Annotated in this window: 16 protein-coding genes; 2 read left to right on the top strand and 14 right to left on the bottom strand. The window is 48.8% G+C overall.

Features of this window, described 5'->3' with window-relative positions:
- Positions 1-90 precede the first annotated feature (90 nt).
- The 7 genes from ruvB to BCT27_RS19685 all read right to left on the bottom strand — a co-directional run bounded on the left by ruvB (position 91) and on the right by BCT27_RS19685 (position 6608).
- Positions 91-1098 (bottom strand): Holliday junction branch migration DNA helicase RuvB, encoded by a 1008-nt coding sequence (ruvB, locus tag BCT27_RS19715; RefSeq protein WP_017013960.1) that lies wholly within the window; start codon positions 1096-1098, stop codon positions 91-93.
- Between the two features lie 13 nt (positions 1099-1111).
- The gene (gene ruvA, locus BCT27_RS19710) at positions 1112-1741 is read right to left on the bottom strand and encodes a Holliday junction branch migration protein RuvA (protein ID WP_102391767.1); all 630 of its coding nucleotides are present in this window, start codon (positions 1739-1741) and stop codon (positions 1112-1114) included.
- 102 nt (positions 1742-1843) lie between these two features.
- Entirely contained in the window at positions 1844-1963 is a 120-nt protein-coding gene (locus tag BCT27_RS19705) for a DUF2474 domain-containing protein (RefSeq protein ID WP_102396546.1), read from the bottom strand.
- Entirely contained in the window at positions 1956-2954 is a 999-nt protein-coding gene (cydB, locus tag BCT27_RS19700; RefSeq protein WP_102396545.1) for a cytochrome d ubiquinol oxidase subunit II, read from the bottom strand. The genes BCT27_RS19705 and cydB overlap by 8 nt, the downstream gene beginning before the upstream one ends.
- Entirely contained in the window at positions 2954-4393 is a 1440-nt protein-coding gene (locus BCT27_RS19695) for a cytochrome ubiquinol oxidase subunit I (RefSeq protein WP_102391765.1), read from the bottom strand. The genes cydB and BCT27_RS19695 overlap by 1 nt, the downstream gene beginning before the upstream one ends.
- Before the next feature lie 214 nt (positions 4394-4607).
- Positions 4608-5840, bottom strand: coding sequence for a NupC/NupG family nucleoside CNT transporter (locus BCT27_RS19690; protein ID WP_102319115.1), 1233 nt, complete (start codon positions 5838-5840; stop codon positions 4608-4610).
- A gap of 195 nt (positions 5841-6035) precedes the next feature.
- Entirely contained in the window at positions 6036-6608 is a 573-nt protein-coding gene (locus BCT27_RS19685; protein WP_133153388.1) for a Crp/Fnr family transcriptional regulator, read from the bottom strand.
- Between the two features lie 242 nt (positions 6609-6850).
- Between BCT27_RS19685 and deoD the strand changes: the two genes are divergently transcribed.
- Positions 6851-7561, top strand: a complete 711-nt coding sequence (gene deoD, locus BCT27_RS19680) for a purine-nucleoside phosphorylase (protein ID WP_102319117.1) — start codon at positions 6851-6853, stop codon at positions 7559-7561.
- Between the two features lie 82 nt (positions 7562-7643).
- Here deoD and BCT27_RS19675 read toward each other — a convergent pair whose 3' ends face one another.
- The 7 genes from BCT27_RS19675 to aspS all read right to left on the bottom strand — a co-directional run bounded on the left by BCT27_RS19675 (position 7644) and on the right by aspS (position 14533).
- Positions 7644-7802: a DUF3012 domain-containing protein gene (locus BCT27_RS19675; protein WP_016961277.1), complete on the bottom strand. Its 159-nt coding sequence runs from the start codon at positions 7800-7802 to the stop codon at positions 7644-7646.
- Between the two features lie 248 nt (positions 7803-8050).
- Positions 8051-9838, bottom strand: coding sequence for an ABC transporter transmembrane domain-containing protein (locus BCT27_RS19670; protein WP_102396544.1), 1788 nt, complete (start codon positions 9836-9838; stop codon positions 8051-8053).
- A 255-nt stretch (positions 9839-10093) separates the two neighbouring features.
- Positions 10094-10519: a hypothetical protein gene (locus BCT27_RS19665; protein WP_102396543.1), complete on the bottom strand. Its 426-nt coding sequence runs from the start codon at positions 10517-10519 to the stop codon at positions 10094-10096.
- A gap of 132 nt (positions 10520-10651) precedes the next feature.
- Positions 10652-11035 (bottom strand): nuclear transport factor 2 family protein, encoded by a 384-nt coding sequence (locus BCT27_RS19660; protein ID WP_102319120.1) that lies wholly within the window; start codon positions 11033-11035, stop codon positions 10652-10654.
- Positions 11036-11254: 219 nt separating this feature from the next.
- Positions 11255-11776, bottom strand: coding sequence for a crossover junction endodeoxyribonuclease RuvC (gene ruvC, locus BCT27_RS19655; RefSeq protein ID WP_102319121.1), 522 nt, complete (start codon positions 11774-11776; stop codon positions 11255-11257).
- Positions 11777-11782: 6 nt separating this feature from the next.
- Entirely contained in the window at positions 11783-12529 is a 747-nt protein-coding gene (locus BCT27_RS19650) for a YebC/PmpR family DNA-binding transcriptional regulator (protein WP_102319122.1), read from the bottom strand.
- 216 nt (positions 12530-12745) lie between these two features.
- Positions 12746-14533, bottom strand: a complete 1788-nt coding sequence (aspS, locus tag BCT27_RS19645; protein ID WP_102396542.1) for an aspartate--tRNA ligase — start codon at positions 14531-14533, stop codon at positions 12746-12748.
- 283 nt (positions 14534-14816) lie between these two features.
- Between aspS and BCT27_RS19640 the strand changes: the two genes are divergently transcribed.
- On the top strand, positions 14817-15707 hold the full coding sequence (locus BCT27_RS19640; RefSeq protein ID WP_102319127.1) for a DUF72 domain-containing protein: 891 nt from the start codon (positions 14817-14819) through the stop codon (positions 15705-15707).
- Positions 15708-15732 lie beyond the last annotated feature (25 nt).

Raw genomic sequence — 15732 nt, 5'->3', positions numbered from 1 at the left:
GAAGAGCAGGAAGAGCAGAAAAGGCTAAACGACAGACACAGAAAAGCCAGCGATTGCTGGCTTCTGACTATCATTTTTGGTTGCACAACCTTACTCAGGCAAATCAAACCCGAAGTGCAAATAGGCACGTTGGCTGGCAATACGCCCTCGAGGGGTACGCTGCAGGTAACCTTGTTGAATTAAATAAGGCTCAAGCACATCTTCTATTGTGTCTTTTGCTTCACCAATCGCTGCGGCTAGGTTATCGAGGCCAACCGGGCCGCCGTCGAACTTTTCAATGATCGACTTCAGTAGCTTTCTGTCCATATAGTCAAAACCACGACTATCAACGTCCAACATGTCCAACGCCTTCGACGCGATCTCTGCGTTGATATCGCCATCGGCTTTTACTTCAGCATAATCACGCACACGGCGCAGAAGGCGGTTTGCAATACGTGGCGTACCGCGCGCACGTTTCGCAATCTCGTAAGCACCCTCTTCATCAACAACCAAGTTCAAACAGTTTGCACTTCGTTGAACAATGCCTTTCAGGTCGGCAACGTTGTAATACTCAAGACGCTGCGTGATACCAAAACGATCGCGCAGTGGCGAGGTTAGCGAGCCAGCACGGGTGGTTGCACCCACCAGCGTAAATGGCGGTAAATCAATTTTGATGGAACGGGCTGCTGGCCCCTCACCGATCATGATATCCAGCTGGTAGTCTTCCATGGCTGGATACAACACCTCTTCAACCACGGGGCTGAGGCGGTGGATTTCATCAATGAACAGCACATCGTGAGGTTCAAGGTTCGTTAGCAATGCTGCCAAATCACCGGCTTTCTCAAGCACTGGGCCAGAGGTGGTGCGGATATTCACATCCATCTCATTAGCAACAATGTTCGCTAAGGTGGTTTTACCCAAACCTGGCGGGCCAAAAATCAGCAAGTGGTCGAGGGCTTCTTCACGCTTTCTTGCCGCATGAATAAAGATCTCCATTTGACTGCGAACGTGATCCTGACCTTTATAGTCTTCCAACATCTTAGGTCGAATAGCACGGTCAATGATCTCATCTTCTTTCATTGGCGGCACTGAGCTTATTAGGCGATCAGCTTCAATCATCTCATTGGCTCCATTACACCATCGAACGCAGTGCGTCGCGGATGATGGCTTCGCTGGTCATGCCATCGTGAGCAACTTGCTTCACGACTTTCTCAGCTTGTGCTGCTTTGTAGCCAAGCGCAATCAATGCACTCATGGCTTCATCTTTCGGGTTTGTTGACGCTGCAACCACGGTGCTTGTACCGCTGTCACGACGCGCAGCTGCATCAGCATGTGGTGTGAGTAAATCAAAGGCATGCCAGTTCTTCAAACGGTCACGCATTTCAATCACCAAGCGCTCTGCCGTTTTCTTACCGACACCCGGAATTTTCACCAATGTCGATACGTCTTCACGCTCTACACTGTCAACAAACTGGGTGGCCGTCATACCAGACAAAATAGCAAGACCCAATTTAGGCCCAACACCGTTAGCTTTAATGACTTCGCGGAACAATGCGCGTTCTACCGTTGTGTTAAAACCATAAAGCAGCTGCGCATCTTCACGCACCACGAAATGGGTATAAACAATGGCTTCTTCCCCTGCATCTGGAAGTTCATAGAAGCAACTCATCGGCATACTGACTTCATAGCCAATGCCGTTTACTTCTAAAAGGATTTCAGGGGGTTGTTTTTCAAGCAGGATTCCGCGTAATCGACCAATCACAGTGTGGACTCGTATTTTTGGTGTTAATTGCCGTTAGGATAATAAACAACTGGATAGATATCCAGTTTTAATGCCTAAGCGCCAACAGAAATGCCAGCGCGATCAAGCCAGATTTACCAGTTTCATTGTCCACTTAATGAAGTAAGCCAGCAGAGAAACACTGGCGACCCCCACCAGCCATAAACCGATGAACCAAAGCAATGAGGTTGTTTGTTTACTCATGGTATCCCTCGTCTGCTTTCACTTTCCCACGGAATACCCAGTACGAGTAAGCGGTATAAATCATGATGATGGGCAGCAAAAACGCCGCGCCAGCAAACAAGAACTTGAGGCTATTTTCTGGCGCCGCCGCCTCCCATAGCGTAAAGGCCCTTGGCACCATGTATGGGAAGATGCTGATAGCAAAACCTGCGAATGCCATGAGGTAAATGACCAAGGTCCAGCAATAGGCGCTGAGTGGTTTTTCGCTGTGCAGCGAGCGCCACAACTTAAACGCCGCAAACGCTGAGATGATGGGGATGAGGAAGAACGCCGCGGCGTTAGGGAAGGTAAACCATCGTGCTGCGATTTCTTGGGAGATAAACGGGAGCCAAATACTCACCAATCCGATCGAACCAAGAAATGCCAAGGTAAGTTGTTTGCACCGCGCATAGAGTTTCTGTTCGATCGAACCCGAGGTCTTGATCAGCAACCAACATCCACCTAGCAGCGTGTAACCAAAGGTCACCGCGACACCGCAAAATACGGTGAAGGGTGTTAGCCAATCAAACCAACCGCCCGCATATTGCCGCCCCTCTACGCTGATGCCCTGCAATAACGCACCGAGAATCATGCCTTGAGAAAAGGTCGCCACGAACGAGCCGCCAAAGAACGACCAATCCCACAAATACCTTCCTGCTTTTGTTCGGTAGCGATATTCAAAGGCGACCCCGCGAAAGATAAGCCCTATCAACATGGCGATGATGGGCGCGTACACCGCGGGCATAATGACAGAATACGCAAGCGGGAATACGGCAAACAGGCCGCCTCCCCCTAACACCAGCCATGTTTCATTGCCATCCCAGATGGGTGCGATGGAATTCATGGCCGCATCTTTTTCTGCGTCATTCAGCGTGGGAAACAAGATACCCACGCCCAAGTCGAATCCATCCAAAATGACATAGAGAAGAACGGCGATCGCAATGATGCCAGCCCATAGCAATGCATAATCCATTATCTCTCCTCCCCTGCGTGTGGATCCTCTGGCCCCAGAGGAGCGGCAATAGGGTTTCCGTCTTTATCCTTTCCGAGCTGCCCGTGGGACAACCTCGTCACCACACGCACATCCATGTCTTGCTCATATTTACTTGGGGATTTACGCATGAGCTTCAGTAAGTAGTAGATACCCGCACCAAATATCGCGAAATACACCACCACAAACACCGCCAACGAAGCGCCAACAGCACTGGCATCAATCGGAGAAACAGATTCTGCCGTGGTGAGCAGTCCATAAACGGTGTAAGGCTGACGCCCTACTTCCGTGGTGATCCAGCCTGACAGTATCGCCACAAACCCACACGGTGCACTCCATACACAGAGCTTCAAAAACCAAGGCGTTTCATAGAGGGCTTTCTTACGTCGCAGCCACACCGAAATCAGACCGATGGCCAGCATCAGAAAACCGATCGCCACCATGATGCGAAAACTCCAAAAGACGATAGCCACAGGTGGTCTCTCCTCTTTAGGTACTGACTTCAGCCCTTTGATTTCACCGTCGACTTTGTGTGTCAGAATGATGCTACCGAGGTAAGGAATCGCGACTTTGTAATCGATAGTTTCTGTTTCTTCATTCGGAAGACCAAACAGAATCAACGGCGCACCTTTTTGTGTCTCGAAATGGCCTTCCATCGCTGCCACTTTCATTGGCTGATGCTCAAGCGTATTTAGACCGTGCAAGTCACCAGCAACGATTTGAATCGGTGTCACCAATACCGCCATCCACATACCCATGGAAAAACTGATACGCGCCAGTTCATTGTGCGGCGCTTTCAATAAATGCCACGCACCCACACCCGCGACGACAAAGGCTGTCGTCAAATACGCGGCGATAACCATATGAACTAAGCGATATGGGAAGGATGGATTAAAAATCACGTCCCACCAGGAGGTGACAATAAATTGACCTAAATCGTTGTATGCGAAACCTGCTGGCGTTTGCATCCAGCTATTTACCGCTAAAATCCAGGTCGCGGAGAGCAAGGTGCCGAATGCCACGGTTGCTGTAGCGAGAAAATGCAGCTTTTCTCCCACTCGCCCACGTCCAAAAAGCATGATACCGAGAAAACCCGCCTCCAAGAAAAACGCCGTGAGCACTTCATATCCCATCAAGGGGCCAAGTACGGGGCCGGTTTTGTCAGAAAACACCCCCCAATTGGTCCCGAATTGGTAGCTCATAACAATGCCGCTGACGACCCCCATGCCGAAGGTCACCGCGAAAATCTTGGTCCAATACTTAGAGAGTTCCAAATACTGGTGGTCCCGCGTTTTAAGGTGCAGCGCTTCAAGCACCGTAATGTAACTGGCAAGCCCAATAGAAAAGGCGGGGAAGATGATGTGAAAGGACACAGTAAATGCGAATTGTATCCGAGCAAGGTCTATCGCGAGTTCTGACATTCTCGCCTCCTAAATCTGTGTCATGGGGTGACACGGTTCTAGGTTGTAACGGGGTTAACCACGTTCACGATCACCTCACAGCACATTTAGTGTTGGTATTGTTATTAAATACGCCATGAGCATCGATATGCTTATTTCTTTTCTCTCTCCCTAAACGCAGAAAAGCGAGCCATGCTCGCTTTTCACTATTCACGCGGTTCGAAAACAAAAAGCGTTAGATATACCCGCCGATAGACACCAACAAACCAGCCACGGTACCGCTCATCAAGTTCGCCAAAATTGCGGCGATAAGCGCTCGACCACCAATTTTGCTCAGTTCTTTTCGGCGATCAGGACACATGGCGCTGAGCCCGCCAATCACCATGGCCAATGAACCGATGTTCGCAAAACCACACAATGCGAAAATAATGATGGCTTGGGTTTTATCTGAAAGCTGGTCAGCCACATCAAGGAAGCTCACGTAAGCCACGAATTCGTTAATCACGATCTTCTGACCAATCAACGAAGCCGCTGTTACTGCCTCATCCCATGGCACACCCAATAAAAATGCTAGCGGTGATAACAAGTAACCCACCAATAATTGCACCGTCACACCGTCAAAGCCTACCAGCGCAGCAAGGCTACCGATAATGCCGTTCAGTAATGCGGTGAGCGCAACAAATGAAATCAGTAACGCTGTTACACACGCCACTTGTTGAAGTCCAATCATCGACCCTTGTGTGATCGCATCAAGCAATGAATCAGGCTGGTCATCACTTTTCTCAATGATCTTATCGAGGTTTTTCTTCGGTGTATCCGTTTCTGGGTACATGAGTTTCGCAAACAACAAGCCCGCAGGTGCTGTCATAAAACATGCCGTCAGAATGTATTTCACATCAATACCGAGATTGATGTAACCGACCATGGTGCCACCTGCCACCGACGCTAAGCCACCTGCCATCACGGCGAATAACTCAGAGCGCGTCATGCTAGGTACAAACGGGCGAACCAGCGAGGGGGCTTCAATTGGCCCGACAAAGATGTTGGCCGTTGCTGACATAGATTCGGCATGGCTTGTGCCCAACACTTTTTGTAGCGCACCGCCGATGACTGCGATCACTTTCTGCATGATTTTGAGGTAATACAACACAGAGATAAGCGCAGAAATAAAAATCACAACGCAAAGCACGTTGATAACGAAAACAAAGCCCACTTTGTAGTTAGCGAGATCACCAAAGGTAAAACTCAGGCCGTCATTCGCGTAATTAATAACGCTGCCGACGCCATTTGCGATGCCTTGCAACATGGCCTGTCCAAACGGTACGTACATAACAAACGCACCAAAGGCGACTTGAATGACAAGCGCACCAGCAACGGTACGAACGTTAATCTTCTTACGGTTATTGGAAAGCAAAATGGCGATACCGATCAGGGATGCCATACCAATGAGACTCATCAAAATGCTCATAAACTGCGTTCTCTCTAAAGTGCGGACAGGAGGAGAAAAAAGGCAGAACACAAAGGGTGTGCTGCAACCAGCGGATTTGTATCGCTGGTGCAGAATGAAAAGAAGGACACTTGTCCCTTTTGGCTATTGCTTCGCCAGAAACCATGAAGAGAAGTGCGAAACTGAGAGGATTGTCATTAATTACGAAAACGTTTGCTAACTCACAGCCTCAAGCTCTGCCGCTAATGCGTCAGGCATTGCCACACGGTAAGAGGTGCGCTTCTTATCGACAACACCTTCGTCCACCAAGTCTTTCATCACGCGACGAAACGCCCTCGGCGTTGAACCTAACTCACCGGCATGTTGATCGGTTTTAAACTCAAACCAGTCTCCGTTCGCCAATTCTGATTTTTTCAGCAAATGACGAATAATGTTAAAACGCAGGCTATACAGCAGATTGTTCAACGTATGACCAATAGACTCTTCATACCGTGCTGAGACTAACTGAATAAAAGTCAGCCCCAAGTTAGGGTCTGCTGCCAGCGCCTCGATCAGTTTTTGGCGACTGATCTGAAAACCACTGCCGGACGATAAGGCGGTCACCGAAAAGACGTAACGTCCTTCAGGTCGACACACTTCCATCTCCCCCAGAACACCGGTAAATCCCTTCTGTGAGCTAACGATATAGCGCTTCCCCGTTGGAGTGAGGTATGACACAGAGAAATCACAGTCATGCACCAGATATAAAGAGTGGCTCGTTTCCCCTTGAGTGAGAAACGTCTCACCCACATGAAACCTGAAAGGTCGACAACAAGGCAATGCCAAAAGAGTGTGATAAAGCGAAGATTGAGCCTGCAAAGACATAAGGTAAAAGATTCATCATTGACCATGAATGACTCTTTTCCGTGAGTCGCTAAGGCAAAGCTCCATTTTGTGGCATGGATAGGTTTGGATACGGACAAGTGTCCTTTTTATGTGGCGCTCTACCCCCTAGAGTGAGCGCGGCACAACATTATCTTTTAGGAGTTAAAATGGCAACACCACACATCAATGCCAACCCAGGCGATTTTGCAGAAACCATCCTAATGCCGGGCGATCCGCAACGTGCGAAATACATTGCAGAGAACTTCCTTCAAGATGCTGTTCAAGTAACAGATGTTCGCGGCATGCTAGGTTTCACTGGCTTCTACAAAGGCAAAAAGCTGTCTGTCATGGGCCATGGCATGGGCGCACCATCCGCGTCTATCTATATTCATGAGCTGATCAACCATTACGGCGTGAAGAACCTTATCCGTATTGGTAGCTGTGGTGCGATCCATGACGACGTTCAATTGATGGACCTGGTGATCGCCATGGGCGCATCGACCGATTCTAAAATGAACCGTACCCGCCTGCGCGACCATGACTTCGCAGCGCTGGCTAACTTCGACATGCTGCGCACGGCTGTTGATTTAGCGAAAGAAAAACAGCTGTCTACCAAAGTCGGTAACGTTTTCTCATCAGATATGTTCTACCGTCCTGATGAAGATTTCTATCCTCTGCTTGCGAAATACGGCGTATATGGCGTGGAGATGGAAGTGAGCGCTTTATATAGCTTGGCGGCAGAGTTTGGTGTTCGTGCACTGGCGATCTGCACCGTCACCGACCACATCATTCGTCACGAAGGGTTAAGCGCAGAAGATCGCGTTACCACGCTAAACGACATGATAGATTTGGCGTTAGACACAGCGGTTTCGTTGTAATCTCCCCTCGGTGATTCAGCATCAGAAAAGAAAAAAGGTAGGGTACAAACCCTACCTTTTCTAAATACCGAAAACGTCACGCTTAGAACACACAGTGCTTAGCGAAATCTGTTGCTTCATTGGCGGACCAATCACCCTTTGGCTTTTCTTTTAGTTCTTTGCACCAATCGTCACTACCAACTTCTGGTGAACAACCCGCGACAAAAAATACTACCGCTAACATAGCGAACATTTTCTTCATGTTACTTCCCTTGTGATTATTCTATACGTTTCGTGGACAGCTTTTACTCAAGCAACTTTGGAATAAACCAACGCTACCCGTCCTTCGCTACTCCATCAGACTCAACAAGGTACAACAAAGTCACTGCAACGCACTTGAATGCATATCTCGATGCGAGAAAATCTTCAACATTTATCCGGTATCGCAATGCAATGCACGCGGCAATTGTCGCCGCGCTATTCACTTAGCGTACGGACAGCAACATCACACTATTTGGCGATAGTGCTTTCCGAGGCAACAAGTTGCAGCGACGCAAACTCACGGTACAAAGCGCTGGTTTCCATTAATTCCTGATGAGAGCCACTTGCGACTAACTGACCATCATCAAGCACCAAAATACGGTCAGCATTCACAACAGTTGCAAGACGGTGAGCAATCACTAACGAAGTTTTCCCTTCCATCAAGGTATCCAGAGCTTGTTTCACCTGATGCTCGCTAACGGCATCCAATGCACTGGTTGCTTCATCTAAAAGCAAAATAGGACGGTCAGCCAGAATCGCGCGCGCAATGGAAATGCGCTGTTTTTGCCCTCCCGACAAACGCACTCCGCGCTCACCAAGCTCTGTATGATATCCGTTAGGCAAGGCTTCAATGAATTCATGAGCACGCGCCGCTTTGCACGCTTCAATCACTTTTTCTTCGCTCGCATCTGGCGCGCCATATCGCACGTTTTCTAAGACGTTGGTTGCGAAAATTACCGACTCTTGTGGCACCAATGCAAACTGGTCACGAAGCGATTTCAACGACATGTCTTTCAGCGGCACACCGTCTAACAAGGTTTGCCCTTGTTGAATGTCGAAAAAGCGTTGAAGCAACGTAAATACAGAGCTTTTCCCTGCACCACTTGGCCCAACCAAGGCCACACGCTCACCCGCTTTGACATCAAACGACAGTGATGAAAAGACAGGAAGATTTTCATCACCAGGATAGGTAAATGAAACATCAGAAAACGTCAGATTGCCTTTCGCATGCACCGGAAAATCAACCGGAGACGCAGGGTCTTGGATATCAGATTGCATGCGCGAAAGCTCTATCAAACGTTCTGTTGCACCCGCCGCACGTTGAATGTCGCCAATGACTTCACTGATGGTTGCCACGCCCCCTGCTACCAGCAAGGCGTAAAACATAAAGGCAGACAACTGACCTGCTGTCAGCGAACCATCCAACACATTTAACGCGCCGAGCCAGGTGACGAGAATGATGGCAACAATGCTGAGCAATACCACAGAGGCCATTAAAGAAGCACGGTAGCGAATACGCAATCTCGCTGCGCTCATTACCGCTTCAACACGAGAAGAAAAATGCACAGAGTCGGCTTCTTCGTGACCATAAGATTGAACCGTGCGTATTTCATGAAGGGTTTCATCAACGTGCGATCCGAGATCCGCCACCTTGTCTTGGCTCACTCTGGCTAACTGGCGCACTTTACGCCCTAACACCCCAATGGGCACCAACACGACAGGCACAGCTAACAACACCAATCCCGTTAACGTTAAGCTAGTGACTGCCATCATGATCAAGCCACCTGTGACAGAAACAGCAGATCGCAGTGCCATCGACAAGCTCGACCCCACCACGGTTTGCAGTAACGTCGTATCTGCCGTAAATCGGCTGATCACCTCACCCGTGCGTTCTTTGGCGTAAAATGTTGGGGATAGGTGCAAGAGCTGTTGGTAAACCTTAATGCGAATATCTGCACTGACACGTTCACCTAACCAACTCATAAGATAAAAACGGAAGAAGGTCGCAATACCGCTGACAAAGGTAATCGCGAGGATCACCAACATCATTTGATCAAGGCGCGATGCGTTGCCCGTCAAGAACCCATCATCGACGATGAGTTTGACGCCTTGGCCGAGAGCCAGCCAGCTGAGCGAACCGAGCATGAGGAAGAATACTGCACCGATCACACGCGAACGATAGGGCGCAAGAAAGCTCGCAATCCATGTCAAAACAGAACGCGTACTTTGAGGAGAAGATAAATTGGACGTTGGCACGGCGAGTCCTTTCTACGAGTAATGTGCTTACTATACGCAAACCAATTCAAGTTGCTGAGGTTTATACGCATTACTGTCTACTTCGTATCAAGGTCGATAAGATTATTTTTGGATTGTCTCAAACACTCACCCCTGATATGTGTCTCCAATTATGACCATATCAGGGGCGAAATTGTGTTTCTTCGTTAGGTTCGACCGCGAATACCCAAGGGGCGATTCATTCGACAGTAAAAATTTCGCGTTAGTTGGCTAGCGTTAGTCCACTTGCTCTTGATCGCCATTGCGTGATTGATACAGCAAAAACGCCGCTGATAGCCACACCAAGCACGCCATCACAAACAATGTACCACCGTCATTGCCGACAACTTCACCCACTTCATTAAACGCAGGCTGCGCAACGCCGATTGGCGTGAAGAGGTGGAAGAAAATTGCACCGGTCATGGTGCCGACCGCCATCAACGCGCCTAGTGCATGTAGACGTGTGAACAGCAAAATTGATGCGATAAGCTCAGCAATACCCACCATGTAAGCGCCGTACTGACCAAACCAAGCAAGCCCAGACCACTCACCCAATGTGCCAAAAATAAATGTGGTTTCTGGCGAACCTGTAAACTTGAAGAACAGCGATTGGACAAACACAAACGCGATGAAGATACACAAACCCCATTTCACATATTTCATTATTATTCCGCCTTATAACACCCTGAAATTAAGTACTTTAACGATAGGAAAGAACACATATTTCGCCACTTCCCCAAGTGAGAAATGTGCTTCCTAACATCCTTGTTTACTTTCTATATCGGCTAAAAATGCTCAATACATGGTGTTGCCATTTTTGGTTTCGGCTGGCACTTCTTGGATTGCATCCCAGTGCTCTACTATTTTGCCGTTACTATCAAAACGGAAGAAATCCATGGTGACGTATTGAACATTCTCTGGCCATGTTTGCAACGTATGAAGTGACACTAAATCTCCTTGTGCAATGGCACGAACAAACTCAATGTCTTTCTCGGGGTAATCCCTCGCCATTTCCTCAAAGTAGTCGATAAATGCTTGTTTACCGTCACCTACAAGCGGGTTGTGTTGGATGTATTCATCCCCGACATAACGCTCTACCGCTTTTGCAGGCTCTCCCAAATATGCGGTTTTGTAGAACGCAATCGCGCTTTGCTTCATCTGTTCCAAATCATGACTCATAACTAGACCGTCCTTTTCTACAACTCATTACAATAAATGATGATTTCTATTCAGCTTAATGCTTTGGTCAGTGCCAGTCTGACATACAGCGACATCAGAAAATCGCTTATCACTGAGAATAGGTCTGTGTTGTTACCAAGGGTTAAACGTGTTGTTTCATTAAATCTAGACACAAAAAAAGCAGCCTAAGCTGCTTTCTAAAATGAGGGATGAAATTGGTTAGCGATAACGCCCTCGCCTTGCGCTGGTTGCTTTGCCTGCCATGGCCACCAGCGTGTGGTTGGTGTGGGCATGACAGATAGCGACTGCAAGCGCATCGGCGGCATCGGCTTGTGGTGTGGAGGGCAATTTCAGCATGTGTACAACCATGTGCTGCACTTGCTTCTTATCGGCACCGCCATTACCAACAACCGATTGCTTGATGAGACGCGCCGCATACTCACTCACAGGCAAGTTAGCATTCACTGCTGCAACCATGGCTGCGCCACGTGCTTGGCCCAGCTTTAAGGCTGAATCCGCGTTGCGGGCCATGAACACTTGCTCAATGGCGAAAGTATCTGGCTGAAATTGGGTGATGACTTCACTGACGCCTGCGAAAATTTGACCGAGTCGTCCTGCCAAATCTTCCGAGTCAGTGCGAATGCAGCCACTGCCAAGATACTCAAGGTGTCTACCTTGATGGCGGATCACGCCGTAGCCTGTGATCCGCGAGCCCGGGTCAATCCCGAGAATAATTGCCACGAATACTTATTCCAATGTTGCTGCGACTTCGTCAGAGATATCACCATTGTGGTAAACCTCTTGCACGTCATCCAAATCTTCAAGTGCATCAATCAGACGAAGCAGCTTAGGTGCTGTGGTTTCGTCTAAATCTGCTTTGGTGGAAGGAACCAGCGTCACTTCTGCGTTTTGTGCTTCAAAGCCCGCAGCATCCAATGCATCTTTCACCGCGCCGAACTCAGCAGGCGTTGTGTAAACGTCCATTGAACCATCATCGTGTGTTTCAACGTCGTCAGCGCCGCCTTCTAGTGCCGCTTCCATTACTTCGTCTTCGTCTAAGCCTGGTGCATAAGAAATCACACCTTTCTTGTCAAACAGGTAGTTTACACTGCCATCAGTACCTAGGTTGCCACCCGCTTTAGAAAACGCGTGACGCACACCAGACACCGTGCGGTTGCGGTTGTCCGTCATGCATTCCACCATCACAGCGGTACCAGCAGGGCCGTAACCTTCATAGATGACGGTTTCCATGCCCTCGTCGCCTTCACCGCCAGCCCCACGCGTAACAGCGCGGTTAACAGTGTCACGCGTCATGTTATTCGACAGGGCTTTATCGATGGCTGCACGCAGGCGCGGATTATTTTCAGGCTCTGCGCCACCTTCTTTTGCAGCAACGGTGATTTCACGGATGAGTTTGGTGAAGATTTTGCCGCGCTTGGCATCTTGCGCAGCTTTGCGGTGTTTGATGTTGGCGAATTTACTGTGACCTGCCATTTCTCACTCCTTTGTCAGCGGCCGACACGCCACTGAAGTTGTTACGTTAGTTCTTGGATTTATAGCAAAACAGAACACAAATGTCTGAGATAACACCCATATCTGCTTGGATTATATCCAAACAACCTCAAGATGCTTGTTCGGCGAGAGTTTGTTTGGGTATAGAAACAAATAAGGCCAGATAATCTGGCCTTATTGTTAGAAGATGAGGTCGACTTATGCGTCGTTTTCTTCGTTCTTCTTCGCTGCGGCGGTAACTGCAATCGCAAGCTCTTCAAGCGATGCTGGGTTAGCAAGGCTTGGCGCATCCGTTAGCAAACATGCTGCTGCCGTGGTTTTCGGGAACGCGATAACATCACGGATGTTTTCAGTGCCACAAAGCAGCATAACAAGGCGGTCAAGACCGAATGCTAGACCAGCGTGTGGCGGCGTACCGTACTTCAATGCTTCTAGCAGGAAGCCGAATTTTTCTTTCTGCTCGCCAGACTCAATACCCAAAATGTCAAACACTACGGTTTGCATGTCGGAGTTGTGAATACGCACAGAACCACCGCCCACTTCGTAGCCGTTCAGTACCATGTCGTAAGCGTTAGAAATCGCTGTCGCAGGGTTTGCACGAAGTTCTTCTGCCGTCATGCCCAAAGGCGACGTGAATGGGTGGTGCATTGCATGCAAGTTACCCTCTTCGTCTTCTTCGAACATAGGGAAGTCAACAACCCAAAGTGGTGCCCACGCAGCTTTATCCGTTAGACCCATGTCAGTGCCTAGCTTCAAACGCAGTGCGCCCATCGCTTCTGTTACGACTTTCTTGCTGTCGGCACCGAATAGAATGATGTCGCCAGACTCAGCACCTGTGCGCTCAAGAATGGCGTTAACAACGTCTTCGTTCAGGAATTTAGCAACCGGTGATTGAACACCTTCCATGCCTGCAGCACGGTCGTTAACCTTCATCCATGCCAAACCTTTCGCACCGTAAATACCAACGAACTTGGTGTAGTCATCGATTTGTTTACGAGAAAGCTCAGCACCGCCTGGTACACGAATAACCGCAACACGGCCTTTAGGATCGTTTGCAGGGCCAGAGAACACTTTGAATTCAACGTCTTTCAGAATGTCGGCAACGTCCACCATTTCTAGCGGGTTACGTAAGTCTGGTTTGTCTGAACCGAAACGGCGCATCGCTTCTTCGAACGACATGATCGGGAATTGGCCCAGATCCACGTTCAGCAATTCTTGCCACATATCGCGAACCATGTTTTCAGTTACACTGCGCACTTGCTCAGCGTTCATGAATGAAGTTTCGATATCGATTTGGGTAAATTCAGGCTGACGGTCAGCACGCAAGTCTTCATCACGGAAGCACTTAACGATTTGGTAGTAACGGTCGAAACCAGACATCATCAGAAGCTGTTTGAACAGCTGAGGTGATTGTGGCAATGCGTAGAAGCTGCCTTTGTGAACACGGCTTGGCACCAAGTAGTCACGCGCACCTTCTGGCGTTGCTTTTGTCAGTACAGGTGTTTCGATGTCTAGGAAGCCATTGTCATCAAGAAAACGACGAACAAAGCTTGATGCTTTTGCACGCAGCTTAATGCGATCGCTCATTTCTGGACGACGCAGATCAAGGTAACGGTGCTTCAGACGCTGTTCTTCTGAGTTGTTTTGATTGAAGTCCAGTGGCAATGGCGCTGCGCGGTTGATGATTTCCAAACCAGTCGCTAGCAATTCTACTTCGCCTGTCGCCATGTCTTTATTGATTTGGCTGTCTGGGCGCGCACGCACTTCACCGGTAAATTTGATACAGAATTCGTTACGCAGTTTGTTAGCAACCTCGAATACGTCTTTCATATCCGGATCAACCACCACCTGAACCACGCCTTCACGGTCACGCATATCAATGAAGATAAGACCGCCTAAATCACGACGGCGATTTACCCAGCCGCAAAGTTCTACAGTTTGCCCTACGAGGGCTTTGTTCAGGTGACCACAATATTGGGTGCGCATATGAATTTCCCGATCTGTTACTGACTGTCCTATTGCGCTATTAAGCGCAAAGCTACAAATATGGTTGTGCAGATACTTCTGCAAACTTCCGCCTGAGTGTTCACTCACGCCAAAGTAAAAATACCTCAAAATGACGCAGCATTATAAAGGAAAAATTGGCCTTGCGGGAAATCGTAGCGAGATGAAAGTCAGAAAAGATCGCAATCGACCAAAAAACGAACAAGGATTGACCCCGGAATGCCAAGAAGACCAAAATAGGCAAAAAGAAAATCGAAGGGATACGATGCTTACTACACCACTGCACCAACTTACCACGCCACCACTTCGCCTTGGACTGACGCAATGGTCGCACAACACATGGCAACGTAAGTTCTATCCATCAGGCACCAAGAGTGGTGAACGTTTGGCACGGTATGCAGAGGTGTTTAACACGGTAGAAGGCAATACTACTTTCTATGCCAGCCCTTCCCACGCGACCGTTGCCAACTGGAAAGCGGCAACGACCGATGCATTTGAATTTACCTTCAAGTTTCCGCAAGCGGTCACTCATCAGCTAATGCTGCGTCACTCTGACGAAATGGTGTCGGAATTCATTTCATTGATGGCACCGCTGCATTCACGCATCGGACTTTGGAAAATTCAATTGCCCGCCGCGTTCGGCCCTGAATCTTTGCCGGATTTACAAAAGTTTCTAAACGGTATGCCAGCGTCTTTTAACATTGGCGTGGAAGTACGTCATCCTGCGTTTTTCGCCAAGGGCGAAGAAGAACGCGCTTTGAATGGTATGTTGCTGGAAAGAGGCGCTGATCGCATCATCATGGACAGCCGCCCTGTCTTTGCAGTGCCGCCAGATACCGACGCATTACTTGATGCACAGCAGAAGAAACCTCACGTTCCGGTTCACGCTATTTCCACCGCCAATACACCCATGGTCAGATTCATTGGTGACCCAACGCTGGAGCGAAACGATGCGTTCTTTGCTAACTGGCAAAAAAAGATACCGCAATGGATTGGGGAAGGAAAAACGCCGTATCTGATGATACACACGGCGAATAACGATCAAGCGCCAGAGTTAGCAGCACACTTCTATGATTTGCTCAGCAAGCAAATCGCACTGCCACCACTGGCGCCTCTGTTACCGGAAGACAATTCGAGCCAGATGAGTTTGCTTTAGAGCGGGTCCTGGGTCCTGGGTCCTG

The sequence above is a fragment of the Enterovibrio norvegicus genome (assembly GCF_002876705.1).
GTDB classification, from domain to species: Bacteria; Pseudomonadota; Gammaproteobacteria; order Enterobacterales; family Vibrionaceae; genus Enterovibrio; species Enterovibrio norvegicus_B.
Note: the sequence above shows the minus strand (reverse complement) of the source record. Positions and strands in the feature narration are given on the sequence as shown.

Excerpts from the sequence above, each read along its gene's own strand:
- ruvB (WP_017013960.1), bottom strand. The coding sequence starts at position 1,098 with ATGATTGAAGCTGATCGCCTAATAAGCTCAGTGCCGCCAATGAAAGAA.
- BCT27_RS19675 (WP_016961277.1), bottom strand. The coding sequence starts at position 7,802 with ATGAAGAAAATGTTCGCTATGTTAGCGGTAGTATTTTTTGTCGCGGGT.
- BCT27_RS19690 (WP_102319115.1), bottom strand. The coding sequence starts at position 5,840 with ATGAGCATTTTGATGAGTCTCATTGGTATGGCATCCCTGATCGGTATC.
- BCT27_RS19650 (WP_102319122.1), bottom strand. The coding sequence starts at position 12,529 with ATGGCAGGTCACAGTAAATTCGCCAACATCAAACACCGCAAAGCTGCG.
- cydB (WP_102396545.1), bottom strand. The coding sequence starts at position 2,954 with ATGGATTATGCATTGCTATGGGCTGGCATCATTGCGATCGCCGTTCTT.
- BCT27_RS19640 (WP_102319127.1), top strand. The coding sequence starts at position 14,817 with ATGCTTACTACACCACTGCACCAACTTACCACGCCACCACTTCGCCTT.
- BCT27_RS19705 (WP_102396546.1), bottom strand. The coding sequence starts at position 1,963 with ATGAGTAAACAAACAACCTCATTGCTTTGGTTCATCGGTTTATGGCTG.
- BCT27_RS19660 (WP_102319120.1), bottom strand. The coding sequence starts at position 11,035 with ATGAGTCATGATTTGGAACAGATGAAGCAAAGCGCGATTGCGTTCTAC.
- BCT27_RS19665 (WP_102396543.1), bottom strand. The coding sequence starts at position 10,519 with ATGAAATATGTGAAATGGGGTTTGTGTATCTTCATCGCGTTTGTGTTT.
- aspS (WP_102396542.1), bottom strand. The coding sequence starts at position 14,533 with ATGCGCACCCAATATTGTGGTCACCTGAACAAAGCCCTCGTAGGGCAA.
- deoD (WP_102319117.1), top strand. The coding sequence starts at position 6,851 with ATGGCAACACCACACATCAATGCCAACCCAGGCGATTTTGCAGAAACC.
- BCT27_RS19695 (WP_102391765.1), bottom strand. The coding sequence starts at position 4,393 with ATGTCAGAACTCGCGATAGACCTTGCTCGGATACAATTCGCATTTACT.